This is a genomic window from Gordonia crocea, from assembly GCF_009932435.1.
Lineage (GTDB): Bacteria > Actinomycetota > Actinomycetes > Mycobacteriales > Mycobacteriaceae > Gordonia > Gordonia crocea.
In genome coordinates, this window is the sequence record NZ_BJOU01000001.1 from 2,023,660 (window position 1) to 2,038,481 (window position 14,822).

General features: G+C 69.9%; 12 protein-coding genes. 10 read left to right on the forward strand and 2 right to left on the reverse strand.

Annotation, left to right across the window (positions count from 1 at the left end; genetic code table 11):
- Positions 1-28 precede the first annotated feature (28 nt).
- Positions 29-187 carry a hypothetical protein gene (locus nbrcactino_RS18170; protein ID WP_228460838.1) on the forward strand — a complete coding sequence of 53 codons (159 nt, stop codon included), beginning with the start codon at positions 29-31 and terminating at the stop codon, positions 185-187.
- 162 nt (positions 188-349) lie between these two features.
- Here the strand turns inward: nbrcactino_RS18170 and nbrcactino_RS09590 are convergent, their stop codons facing one another.
- On the reverse strand, positions 350-1,330 hold the full coding sequence (locus nbrcactino_RS09590; RefSeq protein ID WP_308470341.1) for a peptidylprolyl isomerase: 981 nt from the start codon (positions 1,328-1,330) through the stop codon (positions 350-352).
- A gap of 125 nt (positions 1,331-1,455) precedes the next feature.
- On the opposite strand from nbrcactino_RS09590, the gene nbrcactino_RS09595 reads away from it, so the two are divergent.
- Positions 1,456-2,202, forward strand: a complete 747-nt coding sequence (locus nbrcactino_RS09595; protein ID WP_161927141.1) for an MBL fold metallo-hydrolase — start codon at positions 1,456-1,458, stop codon at positions 2,200-2,202.
- Complete coding sequence (hisS, locus tag nbrcactino_RS09600) at positions 2,199-3,479, forward strand: histidine--tRNA ligase (RefSeq protein ID WP_161927142.1); 1,281 nt, start codon at positions 2,199-2,201, stop codon at positions 3,477-3,479. The genes nbrcactino_RS09595 and hisS overlap by 4 nt, the downstream gene beginning before the upstream one ends.
- 31 nt (positions 3,480-3,510) lie before the next feature.
- Here the strand turns inward: hisS and ypfJ are convergent, their stop codons facing one another.
- Positions 3,511-4,407 (reverse strand): KPN_02809 family neutral zinc metallopeptidase, encoded by an 897-nt coding sequence (ypfJ, locus tag nbrcactino_RS09605; protein ID WP_161927143.1) that lies wholly within the window; start codon positions 4,405-4,407, stop codon positions 3,511-3,513.
- Positions 4,408-4,652: 245 nt separating this feature from the next.
- On the opposite strand from ypfJ, the gene aspS reads away from it, so the two are divergent.
- From aspS to nbrcactino_RS09640, 7 genes are all read left to right on the forward strand, one after another.
- Positions 4,653-6,497 carry an aspartate--tRNA ligase gene (gene aspS / locus nbrcactino_RS09610; RefSeq protein WP_161927144.1) on the forward strand — a complete coding sequence of 615 codons (1,845 nt, stop codon included), beginning with the start codon at positions 4,653-4,655 and terminating at the stop codon, positions 6,495-6,497.
- Positions 6,498-6,531: 34 nt separating this feature from the next.
- A complete protein-coding gene (locus nbrcactino_RS09615) occupies positions 6,532-7,698 on the forward strand; it encodes a protein kinase family protein (protein WP_161927145.1) in 1,167 nt (388 codons plus the stop codon).
- Between the two features lie 7 nt (positions 7,699-7,705).
- Positions 7,706-9,079 carry a replication-associated recombination protein A gene (locus tag nbrcactino_RS09620; RefSeq protein ID WP_161927146.1) on the forward strand — a complete coding sequence of 458 codons (1,374 nt, stop codon included), beginning with the start codon at positions 7,706-7,708 and terminating at the stop codon, positions 9,077-9,079.
- 80 nt (positions 9,080-9,159) lie between these two features.
- Positions 9,160-11,850, forward strand: a complete 2,691-nt coding sequence (gene alaS, locus nbrcactino_RS09625; RefSeq protein WP_161927147.1) for an alanine--tRNA ligase — start codon at positions 9,160-9,162, stop codon at positions 11,848-11,850.
- Positions 11,850-12,278: a Holliday junction resolvase RuvX gene (gene ruvX, locus nbrcactino_RS09630; RefSeq protein WP_161927148.1), complete on the forward strand. Its 429-nt coding sequence runs from the start codon at positions 11,850-11,852 to the stop codon at positions 12,276-12,278. Before alaS ends, ruvX begins: the two co-directional genes overlap by 1 nt.
- A gap of 141 nt (positions 12,279-12,419) precedes the next feature.
- Positions 12,420-13,922 (forward strand): endolytic transglycosylase MltG, encoded by a 1,503-nt coding sequence (mltG, locus tag nbrcactino_RS09635; protein WP_161927149.1) that lies wholly within the window; start codon positions 12,420-12,422, stop codon positions 13,920-13,922.
- Positions 13,891-14,739 carry a shikimate dehydrogenase gene (locus tag nbrcactino_RS09640; protein ID WP_161927150.1) on the forward strand — a complete coding sequence of 283 codons (849 nt, stop codon included), beginning with the start codon at positions 13,891-13,893 and terminating at the stop codon, positions 14,737-14,739. Before mltG ends, nbrcactino_RS09640 begins: the two co-directional genes overlap by 32 nt.
- The last annotated feature ends 83 nt before the right edge of the window (positions 14,740-14,822 follow it).

Here is a 14,822-nt window from a genome sequence, read left to right on the forward strand (position 1 = left end):
GTATCAGCTGACACCGCGGCGATTTCACGTGCGCTCGCTGCACCACCACACCTATGTCCACGGCAAAGGCTGGAAGATCCAGATCGGGTTCGACGGACACCCCTGGTTCCAGCCTCCGGGAGGAGGTGACTGGATCCGCTGCCACCACCGACGCACCCTCACCCTCGCCGACCACGCCGCCGCCTAACAACAGCCGCGGCCCGATGAGAGCGGCCTCCTCCGAAGGGGCTGCGCACGTACCTTGAGAACTCCATAGCGAAAGCGGCCCGGTCGGGGCCGGTCCACTACGCCGAGACAGATAGTGCCGGGCGCATGAACGGCTCCGACCAACCCCGGCGGGGTAGCGCGGCTAGCGGATGACGGCGCTCTTGATGGTGACCGCGTCCTTCGGCTTGCCGCCGTCCTTGTTGCCGTCCGGGCCGGGGACCGTCGGGATCTTCGAGATCGCGTCGAGGGTCTTCATGCCCGCCTCGTCCAGATGCCCGACGACGGCGAAATCGGGGGTCAGCTGGGAATCGGACCACACGATGAAGAACTGGGCGGCGCCGGTGTTGGAGCGGCCCATCATCGGGTTGTTGGCGTTGGCGACCGCGACGGTGCCGCGGGGGTAGATGACCGGTGCCGAGCCCATCATCGAACTCTGCATGCCGGGAACGGGCTTCAAGTCGGTCGGGGGCTCATCCGGGCTGGTCCACCCGGGGCCGCCCAAGCCGGTACCGGTCGGGTCGCCGCACTGGAGCACCTTGAGGTTGTCGCTGCGAGTCAGGCGGTGGCAGTCGGTGCCGTTGTAGTACCCGTTCTTGATGAGCGACTCGATGGCGGCGGTGTTGCACGGCGCGGACGCGTGCGTCAGCGTGATCGGCAGATCGCCGCGATTGGTGTTCAACGTCACCGGGGTGGACGAACTCGCGAACCAGGAGCCGGTCTTGATGAACCGGTCGGCGCCCGGGAACGGAACCGGCACGTTCGACGACGGCTTGGGTGAGGTGCGCTCCTTGGACAGCCCGGCGGCGAGGGTGTCGAGGTACTTGGCGGCCTCGGCGCGGCGCTGCGGCTGCTGTTGCGCGATGATCTTGTCGCGTTCCTTCAGAGTGTCGGCGAGTGTGCTCTGCGCCTTGCCCCAATCGCAGGTGACCGTGCCGATGAAGTTTTGGGCGAGCCACACCGCGGTTGCGGCGATTACCAAGGCGATCACCGAAAGCACGCTGATGACGATATTGCGGCTGCGGCGCCGACGCGCGCGCTCGGCCTCCAGTCTTGCCTCGAGCTTGCGCTTGGCGGCCAGACGGCGATCCTCGTTGCTGGTCACTTGCTCGTCGTTGCTGGTCACGTGCGGCAACTCTCCTCGGAGTGGTCGTAGGTCTCGTGCCATACTGCCAGTTCCCCGCCGCCAACGGTGACACCGGGTGTCGGCCGCGTCAGACCCGCCGGATGGGTTTCTGCGAGAATGGCGCCATGTTGATCACCGGATTCCCCGCGGGCATGTTCCAGACGAACTGCTATCTGGTCTCCGCGGACGCCTCGCCGGGCGGGCCGGGGGGTGATGCGGTCATCATCGACCCCGGTCAGGATTCGGCGACCCGGATCGACGAGTTGTGCGAACAATATGGCCTCGTGCCGGTGGCGGTGCTGCTCACCCACGGCCACCTCGACCACACGTGGAATGCGGCGGCGGTCTGTGAGAAGTACGGCATTCCCTGTTACATCCACGAGGCAGACCGGCCGATGCTGACCGACCCGGGCAAGGGCGTGGGCCGCACGCTGGGCGCCGTGATCGGCGCGCTGACCTTCCACGAGCCGGAGAAGGTCATCGAGTTCGAGGATGGTGAAGAGGTCGAACTCGCCGGCTTGCGCCTTTCCGTGGACCTGGCCCCCGGCCACACACAAGGTTCGGTGTTGCTCGGTCTGGACCTGCCGCCCGACGACGAGGGCTCCAGCGCTCCCGGTGCCCGCCTCTGCTTCTCCGGCGACGTGCTGTTCCAAGGGTCGATCGGGCGCACCGACCTTCCCGGCGGGAACCATCAGCAACTCCTGGACTCGATTGCCGCCAAGTTGCTGCCGATGCCCGACGACACCGTCGTGCTGCCGGGACACGGCCCGCAAACCACGATTGGCGCCGAGCGGGCGACCAATCCCTTCCTCGTCGACCTCGGTGGATCCGGTGGCTCGACCGCTACCCCGAAAGGACGTTACGGACTGTGAGCCAGTTCCAGGCGCCGCGCGGCATCCCCGACTACTACCCGCCGCGCTCGGCCGACTTCGTGCGCGTGCGCACCACCCTCACCGAGGCTGCCCGGTTGGCCGGTTACGGGCATATCGAGCTGCCCGTGTTCGAGGACACCGCACTGTTCGCCCGAGGGGTGGGCGAGTCCACCGACGTCGTGTCCAAAGAGATGTACACCTTTGCCGACCGCGGCGACCGCAGCGTCACACTGCGGCCCGAGGGCACCGCGGGGGTCATGCGCGCCGTTCTGCAGCACGGCCTGGACCGGGGGCAGCTCCCGGTGAAGCTCTGCTACTCGGGTCCCTTCTTCCGCTACGAAAAGCCGCAGGAGGGCCGCTATCGCCAGCTCCAGCAGGTGGGAGTGGAGGCGATCGGCGTCGATGATCCCGCGCTCGACGCCGAGGTTATCGCCATCGCCGATGAGGGCTACCGCCGTCTCGGTCTGTCCGGGTACCGGTTGGAGCTGTCGTCGCTGGGGACCGCCGCGGATCGGCCCGCGTACCGGGCGCTGCTCACCGACTTCCTCGACGGCCTCCCGCTCGACGAGGCGACGCGCGCACGGGCGCAGATTAACCCGCTGCGGGTCCTCGACGACAAGCGTCCCGAGGTCCGCGAGCTGACCGCCGATGCGCCGCTCCTCCTGGACCACCTCTCCGACGAGTCGGCGCAGCATTTCGCCGCGGTCCGCGCCCACCTCGACCGGCTGGGGGTGGCCTACGAGATCAACCCGCGCCTGGTGCGCGGCTTGGACTACTACACGAAGACCACGTTCGAGTTCGTCCACGACGGCCTCGGCGCCCAGTCGGGGATCGGCGGCGGCGGCCGCTACGACGGGCTGATGGCCCAGCTCGGCGGGAAGCAGGACCTCTCCGGAATCGGATTCGGCATCGGCGTCGACCGCACCATCTTGGCCCTGGCCGCCGAGGGCGTCGCGCAGACGGAGCCGCCGCGCTGCCGGGTGTACGGGGTGGCAATGGGCGACGCGGCGAAGGCGGAACTCGTCGTGATCGCCGCGAAGCTGCGTGCCGTCGGGATCGCCGTCGACCTGGCCTACGGCGACCGTGGACTCAAGGGCGCCATGAAGGCCGCCGATCGCTCCGGCGCCGACTACGCCCTCGTCCTGGGGGAACGAGAGCTCGCCGAGAGCCGGATCGAACTGAAGAACCTGAAGACCGGCGGTCAGGAGGGCGTGTCGCTGTCCAACGCCGTGGAGGAGATCCGCCTGCTCGTCGCCGAGATCGAGCAGGGGATCTGACCCCGACCGTTAGGTCGTTCGTCGCACCGACCTACAGGTCGTTCGTCGCGAACGTGTCGCACCGGCGGGGGTCGCCGGACTGGTAGCCGATGGTGAACCAGCGCGCGCGCTGCTGCGCCGAGCCGTGCGTCCACCCCTCAGGGTTGGAGTTGGAACCCTGGATCGTGTCGTCGCCGATCGCCTTCGCGGTCTTGATGACCGACTGGATTTGGTCCTGCGTCAGCGGGGCGAGCATCGCGTCGGGGCCCTTGTCGGCGTGGGCGGCCCAGACGCCGGCGAGGCAGTCGGCCTGCAACTCGACGCGCACCGAGCCGTTGTTGCCCATCCGGTTGCCCTTGCGGAGGGCGCCGGTCAGGTTCTGGACGTGGTGGCCGTACTCATGGGCCACGACGTACATCTGCGCCAGGGGGCCGTCACTGCCGCCCATGCGCTTGAGCGTGTCGAAGAACGACGGATCGAAGTAGGCGGTCCGGTCGGCGGGGCAGTAGAACGGGCCCATCGCCGAACTGGCCGCGCCACACGCGGTGTTGACCGAGCCACTGAAGATCTTGGTCGCCGGCGGCTCATAGCCCTGCAGGAGTTGCGGCCAGACCTTGTCGAGGCTGTTCACGGTCCCGACGATGCGACAGATCGAATCGGTGTTGGCCTTCTCGATGGTGCACTGCTTGATGTGTGCGGCGATCGCGTCGTTGGCGCTTCCCGAGTTGGGTGCGGGGGAGCCGGTCTCGCCCAGCAGGCTGCCGGGGTTGAGACCGAGGAACAGGGCGATCAGCGTGACGATCAGGCCGAGGCCGCCGCCCATTGCGATGCGACCCCCGCCGAGACCGCCACCGCCGAGACCGCCACCGCCCAAGCCGCCGCCGAGGCCGCCTCCGCCGCCGCTGGAGACCGTCGAGGTGTCGAGCGGGCCGCTGCCTTGGAAAGTCATTGTTCTCCTGTCATCGCAGTCGTTGAATTCCAGCATATTCGGCAGCGCCCCGCGCGACCGGTGTTTCCCTGGCCGGCCGCGTCGCGTGCGGGCGAGGGCGGTTTCGCGCTTTGGGTGGTCGGGACCGTAGACTCGGACGTTGATCCGTGGTTGATCGCGTATGGGGCCGCCGCCCCGGCGGCACCCGTCGCGACGCCGATTCCCCACGACCAGAGTTCTCAGATCACCCTTGGGAGGGACTTTCAGTGCTGCGCACTCATCTCGCCGGTTCACTGCGTTCGGAGTCGGCCGGGCAGACCGTCACGGTCGCTGGTTGGGTGGCCCGCCGCCGCGACCACGGCGGCGTGGTCTTCATCGACCTGCGCGACGCGTCGGGATTGGTGCAGGTGGTCTTCCGCGACGAATCGGTTGCCGCCGCCGCACACCGGCTGCGGGCCGAGTTCTGCATCGCGGTCACCGGTGTCGTCGAGCAGCGGCCGGAGGGGTCGGAAAACCCGAACCTGGCGTCGGGTGCGGTGGAGATCAGCGCAGCGCAGTTGGAGGTCCTCAACGAGTCGGCCCCGCTGCCGTTCCAACTCGACGAACACCCCGGCGAAGAGGTGCGGCTGCGTTACCGCTACCTGGACCTGCGTCGCGACGACCCGGCCGCGGCCATCCGGCTGCGGTCACGTGCCAACGCGGCGGCCCGCAGCGTCTTGGCCGACCGCGACTTCGTCGAGATCGAGACCCCCACGCTGACGCGGTCGACGCCGGAGGGGGCGCGCGACTTCCTGGTGCCCGCGCGGCTGCAGCCGGGCAGTTTCTACGCGCTGCCGCAGAGCCCGCAGCTGTTCAAGCAGTTGCTGATGGTCGCCGGCATGGAGCGGTACTACCAGATCGCGCGCTGCTACCGCGACGAGGATTTCCGTGCCGACCGCCAGCCGGAGTTCACCCAGCTCGACATCGAGATGAGCTTCGTCGACGAGGACGACGTCATCGCGCTCGCCGAGCAGATCCTGGTCGCGCTGTGGAAGTTGATCGGCGTCGACCTCACCACGCCGATTCCGCGGATCACCTACGCCGAGGCCATGCGCCGGTTCGGTACCGACAAGCCGGACCTGCGGTTCGAGCTCGAACTCGTCGAGTGCACCGAATTCTTCGCCGAGACTCCCTTCCGGGTCTTCCAGGCGCCGTACGTGGGTGCCGTGGTGATGCCGGGTGGGGCCGGACAGCCGCGCCGCACCCTCGACGCCTGGCAGGAGTGGGCCAAGCAGCGCGGGGCCAAGGGCCTCGCCTACGTCCTCGTCGGCGAGGACGGCACCCTCGGCGGCCCGGTGGCCAAGAACCTTTCCGACGCCGAGCGCGCGGGTCTTGCCGCACACGTCGGCGCCAAGCCGGGGGACTGCGTCTTCTTTGCGGCCGGTCCGGCGAAGGCGCAGCGCGCCCTGCTGGGCGCGGCCCGCGTCGAGATCGCCACCCGGCTCGGGCTGATCCCCGCACCCGGGGACACCGTCGATCCGTCGACGGCCGATTGGGCCTTCACCTGGGTCGTCGACGCGCCGCTGTTCGAGCCGGTCGACGAGGCGGCCGCGGCCGGCGACGTCGCGGTCGGGTCGGGCGCCTGGACCGCGGTGCACCACGCGTTCACCTCGCCGAAGCCCGAATCGCTGGACACCCTGGAATCCGATCCCGGTTCGGCACTCGCCTACGCCTACGACATCGTGTGCAACGGCAACGAGATCGGCGGCGGCTCGATCCGCATCCACCGCCGCGACATCCAGGAACGGGTGTTCGCGATCATGGGCATCGACGAGGAGCAGGCGCAGGAGAAGTTCGGCTTCCTGCTCGACGCCTTCGCCTTCGGCGCACCCCCGCACGGCGGCATCGCTTTCGGCTGGGACCGGATCACCGCGCTGCTGGCCGGGGAGTCCTCCATCCGCGAGGTCATCGCCTTCCCGAAGTCCGGCGGCGGTGTCGATCCGCTCACTTCTGCGCCGGCCCCGATCACCGCGGCGCAGCGCAAGGAGTCGGGGATCGACGCCAAGCCCAAGGCGGCGGCCCCCGCCGGCGGCGCGGATGTGACGACGGCCTCGGCGACGGTTGGCGAGTGACTCGCCCGACTTTGTTCGGTAGGTTGGACTAATCATGACGGCTATCGTGGACGCTCCCATCGAGAGCGCGCTGACCACAGCCGAAACGGTCTTGTCGGCACGCGCCGGGACACCGGTTTCGCTGTCGGATCCCGAGGACCTCGGCGGTAGCGGGCGCAGCGTGGTGGTGCGCGTCCGCGCTTCGCGCAACCCGGTTTCGCCGGATCGCACCCTGGTCATCAAGGCGCTCGGCGCCGACGACGAGGCGGAGTCCTTCCACCGCGAGATCGCCGCGTACCAGTACGCCACCTCGCTGTCGGGGGACAGCCGTCCCGGCCCCCAACTCATCGCCTACGACGCGGCCCGGCGGGTCATCGTGTTGTCGGACCTGGGTACCGGGCGGTCGATGGCCGATCTCCTGGCCGGCCCCGACGTCGAAGAGGTCTCCCGTGCGGTGAGCGCGTGGGGGCAGGCCCTCGGCCGGATGCATGCAGCCACCATCGGCGGCGAAGAAGACTTCAACGCCTTGGTGCGGCGTTCGCACGCGCGCATCCTCCACGGCGCCCCCACCACCTGGGCGGCCCGGGTCGCCGCCGAACTCCCCGGTGTGGCGCAGTCGCTCGGCGTCGACCTGCCGGAGTCGGTCATCGCCCGCCTCGACGATGCGGTGCGGCTCTTCGACGAGGGAGACTTCCGCAGCTTCAGCCCGTCCGACGTCGGGCCGGAGAATATCCTGATCAACGCCGACGGCGTCCGTTTCATGGACTACGAGTGGGGCGGGTTCCGCGACGCGACGCTCGACGTCGCGTACGGGCTGGTCACCTTCCCCGAGCACCTCGGGTCCCGCCCGGCTGCGGCGCGCGCCGCACTGGAGACCGCCCTCGTCGACGGGTGGCGGTCGGAGGCCCAGGCGGTCTGGCCGGCGATGGCCGACGGTGCCGCGATCGCGGATCTGGTGGCCTCGGCGCGTCTGCTGTGGGTGTGGCTGTCGACCGTGGTGTTCGTCGGCGTGGCCGACGACACGCCCGCCGAAGGCCTCGAGCAGATGATGCTGGCGCACGACTGGGCGATCAGCACCACCGATCCTCGGGTGGCCTGCGCACGGTGGCTCGATCTCGCGGATTCGGCCGAGCGGGCCGCCGGGCGCAACCCGCGTCTGCGCGACCTGGGCACGTTCAGTGCGGCATTCGCCGCGGCCCTGCGGCGCGAGTGGCTGTCCTAGCAACCCCATGGACAGCCTGTTCGACCCGGAGCCAGACGACGCGCAGGAGACCTCCGCCGCCGGCCTGGGCCGCGGGCCGGGCCCGTCGGCGCCATTGGCCGTCCGCATGCGCCCGCAGCGGCTCGACGACGTGGTGGGCCAGGGCCACCTGCTCCAACCCGGATCGCCGCTGAACCGTCTCATCGGCGGATCGGGTGCCGCATCGGTGCTGCTGTACGGTCCGCCCGGAACCGGCAAGACCACGATGGCATCGCTGATCTCGCGGGCCACCGGTGGCCGGTTCGAAGCCCTGTCGGCGCTGTCGGCGGGCGTCAAAGAGGTGCGCGCCGTCATCGACCTCGCACGCCGCCGGCTCGTCCACGGCGAGCAGACCGTCCTGTTCATCGACGAGGTCCACCGTTTCTCCAAGACCCAGCAGGACGCCTTGCTCGACGCCGTCGAGAACCGCATCGTGTTGCTGGTGGCGGCCACGACGGAGAACCCGTCCTTCTCGGTGGTCGCCCCGCTGCTCTCCCGCTCGCTGGTGCTGGCGCTGCAGCCGCTCTCCGACGCCGACATCGGCACGGTGCTGGACCGGGCGGTGGCCGCCGACCGCGGTCTCGCCGGGGCCGTCTCCCTGTCCGACGAGGCCCGCGAGCACCTGATCGCGGTCGCCGGCGGGGATGCCCGCCGGGCGCTCACCGCGTTGGAGGCCGCCGCCGCCGGCGCGGCCGACCGGTCGCCGGACGACGAGGGGCCGGTGGAACTGTCCGTCGGCGATGTCGAATCGACGATCGACCAGGCTGCGGTCCGCTACGACCGCGACGGTGACCAGCACTATGACGTCACCAGTGCCTTCATCAAGTCGATCCGGGGGTCCGACGTCGACGCGGCGCTGCACTACCTGGCCCGGATGATCGCGGCGGGGGAGGACCCGCGGTTCATCGCCCGGCGGCTGATGATCCACGCCAGCGAGGACATCGGGATGGCCGATCCGACGGCGCTGACCACCGCGGTCAACGCGGCCCAAGTGGTCGCGCTGGTGGGAATGCCCGAGGCCCGCCTCGCGTTGGCGCAGGCCACGATCCACCTGGCCACCGCCCCCAAGTCGAACGGCGTGGTGGCGGCGATCGGGGCGGCGATGGCCGACATCTCGGCCGGCCGCATCGGTGCGGTGCCGCTGCATTTGCGCGACGGCCACTACTCGGGGGCGGCCGACTTGGGCAATGCGGTGGGGTACCGGTACCCCCACGACGACCCCGACGGGGTCCTCGCGCAGCAGTATCCACCGGACGAACTGATCGGCGTCGACTACTACGCGCCGACCGAGCGCGGGGCCGAGCGGGAACTCGCCGCCCGGTTGCCCCGGCTGCGGGCGATCATCCGCCGTCTGCGCCGCTGAGCGCCGCCGGTAGAATCGAGTGTTGGTGCGCGAACCGTCGCGCCCGGCACGATTCGCCCCCGACGAAGGACAGCCATCCAGTGCAGACGCACGAGATCCGACAGCGATTCTTGAACCACTTCATCGCCTCCGGTCACACCGAGGTGCCGAGTGCGTCGCTGATCCTCGACGACCCCAATCTGATGTTCGTCAACGCGGGGATGGTCCCGTTCAAGCCCTACTTCCTCGGCGAGCAGACCCCCCCGTTCCGCCGGGCCACCAGCGTGCAGAAATGTGTGCGCACCCTCGACATCGAAGAGGTCGGGATCACCACCCGGCACAACACCTTCTTCCAGATGGCGGGCAACTTCTCCTTCGGCGACTACTTCAAGCGCGAGGCCATCACCTTCGCGTGGTCGCTGCTGACGAATCCGGTCGCCGAGGGCGGCTACGGCATCGACCCGACGCGGCTGTGGCCGACGGTCTACCTCGACGACGACGAGGCGGAGGCCATCTGGCGCGATGAGATCGGGGTGCCGGCGGAGCGGATCCAGCGGCGCGACATGAAGGACAACTACTGGTCGATGGGTGTTCCCGGGCCGTGTGGCCCGTGTTCGGAGATCTTCTACGACCGCGGCCCGGAATACGGGACCGAGGGTGGGCCCGAGGTCGACGAGGACCGCTACATCGAGATCTGGAACCTCGTCTTCATGCAGAACCTGCGCGGACCCGGTGGCGCCAAGGAGGGCTACGAGATCCTCGGCCCGCTGCCCGAGCGCAACATCGACACCGGGATGGGCATCGAGCGCGTGGCCTGCATCCTGCAGGGCGTCGACAACGTGTACGAGACCGACCTGCTCAAGCCGATCATCGACGAGGCGGTCACCCTGACCGGACGCGCGTACGGCGCCGGCGGCCCGACCGGTGCGTCCGACGACGTGAAGTTCCGCGTGATCGCCGATCACACCCGGACCGCGGCGATGTTGATCGCCGACGGCGTGCTCCCGGGCAACGAGGGCCGGGGATACGTCCTGCGCCGGCTGTTGCGCCGAATCGTGCGATCGGCCCGGTTACTCGGCGCTTCCGGCCCGACGATGGGCGCGTTCATCGGCACGGCGATCGACGTGATGGGCTCGTCCTATCCCGACGTGGCCGCCGGCCGCGAACGCATCCTCACCGTCGCCGTCGGCGAGGAGGACACCTTCGCCAAGACGTTGGTGGCGGGTTCGGCACTGTTTTCCGAAGCGGCCGCCGAGACGAAGGCCGCCGGCAGCGACCAGATCAGCGGCGCCGCGGCGTTCACCCTTCACGACACCTATGGCTTCCCGATCGACCTGACCCTGGAGATGGCGGCCGAGTCCGGACTCAAGGTCGATGCCGATGGGTTCGCCGAGTTGATGGCCCAGCAGCGCAAGCGGGCCAAGGACGACGCCAACGCCCGCAAGAGCGGGCACGCCGACGTCAGCGTCTACCGCGAGTTCGTCGACACCCATCCCACCGAGTTCGTCGGCTTCACCGAGCTCGTCGCCGAGGCCACCGTGCTCGCGGTGGTGGGCGAGGGGCGCCGATTGGGTCATGCCGGTCCGGGGGCCGAGGTCGACATCATCCTCGATCGCACCCCGCTCTACGCCGAGAGCGGCGGCCAGCTCGCCGACGTCGGCACGATCACCACGAGCACCGGCGTACGCGTTGCGATCAGCGATGTGCAGAAGGTCGGCAAGGCCGTCTGGTTGCACCGCGGCGTGGTGGAGGCCGGAGAGATCGCCGAGGGCGACGAGGTCATCGCCTCGGTCGATGCGGCGTGGCGCCACGGTGCCACCCAGGGGCACTCGGGCACCCACCTCGTCCATGCGGCGTTGCGCCAGGTCCTCGGCCCCACCGCGACGCAGGCGGGCTCCTTGAACAAGCCCGGGTACCTGCGGTTCGACTTCCACTCCAGCGGGCCGCTCAGTGAGCAGCAGCGCACCGAGATCGAGGAGATCTCCAACACCGCGGTGGAGGCCAACTACCCGGTCAACACCTTCGAGACCGGCTTCGCCGAGGCGAAGGCCATGGGCGCGATGGCGCTGTTCGGCGAGAACTACGGCGACGTGGTCCGCGTCGTCGAGATCGGCGGGCCGTTTTCGATGGAGCTGTGCGGCGGCACGCATGTGGCGGCGTCCTCGCAGGTCGGCCCGATCACGGTCATCGGCGAATCGTCGGTCGGCTCGGGTATCCGCCGGGTGGAGGCCTACGTGGGAATGGACTCGTTCCGCCACCTGTCGACCGAGCGGGCCTTGTTGGCCGGTCTCGCCTCGTCGTTGAAGGTGCCCAGCGCCGAGGTTCCGGGCCGGGTTGAGCAGCTGGTCACCAGGCTGCGCGACGCCGAGCGCGAGGTCGCCCGCCTGCGCGCCGAGCAGGCGCGGGCCGCCGCGGCCGACCTGCTGGACTCCGTGCGCCGGGCCGGCCGCGTCGACATCGTCGGCGGCCGGGTCGCCGACGGACTCGGTGCCAACGAGTTGCGCGAGCTGGCCGCGGATCTGCGGAACCGGGCGTCGGACACCGCCGTCGTCGCACTGTTCTCGGTGACCCCCGGGGACGGGGGAGACCCGGCGAAGGTGCCGTTCGTCATCGCCACGACACCCGGCGCGCGCGACGCCGGGATCGCCGCGGGTGCCGTCGTGAAGGAGATCGCGGGACTCGTCGGCGGCCGGGGCGGCGGCAAGCCGGACCTTGCCCAGGGCGCCGGCACCGATCCCGACGGGATCGCCGCGGCGATGAACCGGATCGTCGAGTTGGCCGGAGACCGCTGATGCTGGCCCCGCGCGGGCGCCGCCTCGGGGTCGACGTGGGCACGGTGCGGATCGGCGTCGCGGTGTGCGACCCGGACGGGATTCTGGCGACCCCGGTGGAAACCGTGGCGCGCCCCGACGATCGCACCGCCGTCGAACGGTTGGCCGCCCTGGTTGCCGAATATGAGGCGCTCGAGGTGATCGTCGGCCTCCCCAGGGATCTGCGGGGGGAGGAGTCGTTCGCCGCGCAGGCGGTGCGCGCCTTCGCCGATGTTCTTGCGGCGGCAATCGATCCGGTGCCGATAGTCTTCGTCGATGAACGGATGTCGACGGCGAGCGCGGCGCGGTCGCTGCGCGCGGCCGGGCGCGATGCGCGTTCTTCGCGCGGAGTGATAGATCAGGCCGCCGCGGTGGCTATTCTGCAAGGATGGTTGGACTCCGGTCTGTAGGCCGACGAAAGGGACACTTGCGTGACTGACGACGCGGGAGCCTCCAGTGGCTCCGAGGAGCGGGACGACCGGACGGTCGGCTCCACTCGCCATCGGGCTCGACGCGGGCAGTCGAGTGGCCCAGCGGGGGCTCCGGTGTGGATGACCGGGCAGGTCGACCGGGTCGATGACGACGCGGAGCCATCTCAAGCGGAGCCATCCCGCGCGGGAGGCGCCGCCGAGCAGGCTGCCACGCCGAACATCGTCCGCCACGTCGACCGCGCGACGACCGAGGAGATAGCCGATGAGCAGGCCGAGGCGTTGCCCGAGCAACAACCGCAGGCCACCCCCGAACTGCCCGAGCACGAAGACCAACCAGCCCCGGAAAGCGAGCCTGTGAAACCCGCCAGTCCTGCCACAACCGACAGTGACGACATCCCCCTCGCGCCGAAGGTCCCGGTGTGGCATTCCGACCTCGTCGAACAACTCGAGGCGGGGCGGGCGGTGGCGTCGGGCACCGATCCCGATCGGATGCCCCAGCGCCGGAGCCGGCGTGGCTGGATCGCCGCCGCGGTGGTCGGTCTCGTGGCGGTGCTGGGTGGTGGCTATCTCGCCGCCGACCGGTTCGGTCTGTTGGCCTCGGACTACTCCGACACGGCCGGGTCCGCGGATGTCCTGGTGACGATCCCGGATAACTCCACGCTGACCCGATTCGGCGAGATCTTGACCGACAACGGGGTGGTGAGCTCCTCGAAGGCCTTCATCCGGGCCGCTGACGGCCAGCCGCTCTCCGGTGGGATTTACAAACTGCGCAAAGGGGTTTCGGCCGCCACCGCGGTGGGCATGATGACCGATTCCACCCATCGCGTGGGCCGGCTGGTGGTGCCCGAGGGCGTCCAGCTGGAATCCAAGCGCGGAGTCGACGGCAAGACGATCCCCGGGGTGTTCAGCCTGATCGCCGACGCGACTGCTGCCACGGTGAACGGGCAGCAGGTCGGGGTGAGTGTCGCCGACCTCGAGTCTGCGGCCAAGTCCGCCGCTCCCGATGCGCTCGGCGTCCCCACCTGGGCCCGGGAGGCCGTGGACAAACTTCCCGGTGACTATCGCCGGATCGAGGGCCTGATCGCCCCCGGCACCTGGGAGGCCGTCGACCCGCAGGCCGGTGCCGCCGACATCCTCAAGAAGCTGATCACCGACAGTGCGCAGCGCTACGAGTCGTGGGGCCTGTTGACCAATAACCGCAGCGGACTGCAGCCGTACGAAGTGCTCGTCGCGGCGTCGGTGGCCGAGCGGGAGGTCCGCGACACCGCCGACCTGCCGAAGGTCGCCCGGGTCATCCTGAACCGGTTGGCGAAGAAGCAGCGGTTGGAAATGGACTCGACGACCAATTACACCGCCGCGGAGACGAACATCGACGTCCACGGCGACAACTACAAGGCGAATACGCGGTGGAACACCTACCGCGTCACCGGACTGCCGCCGACGCCGATCGCCACGGTCGGGGAGCTCGCCCTCAAGGCGATGTTGGACCCGCCGCAGGGAGATTGGTTGTACTTCATCACGGTCGACAAGCAGGGCACCACGAAGTTCTCCGCAACCTTCCAGGAACACCTGCGCAACCGCAAGATCGCCTGTGCGAACAAGTTCCTCAAGACCGGCTGCTGAGGCGCGCGGCCTGCGCCGGGCCGCCGTGCTCGGCTACCCGATCGAGCATTCGCGCTCGCCGGATCTCCACCGGGCCGCGTACCGCGCGCTCGGGTTGACCGGCTGGACGTATGAGCGCATCGAATGCCGTGCGGGCGAGCTCGCCGGGATCGTCGACGGGCTCGACGAGGAGTACGTCGGCTTGTCGGTGACCATGCCGGGGAAGGCGCAGGCCCTCGCGTACGCCACTTCGGTCAGCGACCGGGCCCGCCTGGTGGGATCGGCCAACACACTGGTGCGCGGGGTCGACGGCTGGTCTGCTGATTGCACCGACGTGGACGGCGTGGCCGGCGCGTTGGCCGCGGTCGGCGCCGATTTCACCGGTGGCGGCACGGCCGTCGTGCTTGGCGCCGGCGGAACGGCGCGCCCGGCGCTGGCGGCGCTGGCCGCGGCCGGGGCGGACGAGGTCGCGATCGTCGTGCGCGAGGAGGCACGGGCGCGAGACGCGAGGGCATTGGCCGCGGCACTGTCCTTGACCGCGCGCGTGGTGCCGTTCGACGCCGAGGCGGTGCGCGCCCCGTTCGCCGAGGCGACCGCCGTGGTGTCGACGGTGCCGGCGGCGGCCGCAGCCGCCCTCGTCGACGCGGTGGTCGACCCGCTGCGCCTGGTGGATGCGATCTATGACCCGTGGCCGACGCCGTTGGCGGCCCACGTGACCGCCACCGGCGGGACGGTGGCCGGGGGACTCGTCATGCTGCTCAACCAGGCGTACCGGCAGGTCGAACTCTTCACCGGGATGGCCGCGCCCCGCGAGGCGATGGCCGCCGCGCTGGCCTGAGTCGTCGTCCACAGTTTGCCGCCGTCCCCAGTTGTGCCGTGCGCGCCGGCCTGCCGCCGTCGACTGCGGTCCGCAGTCCGACA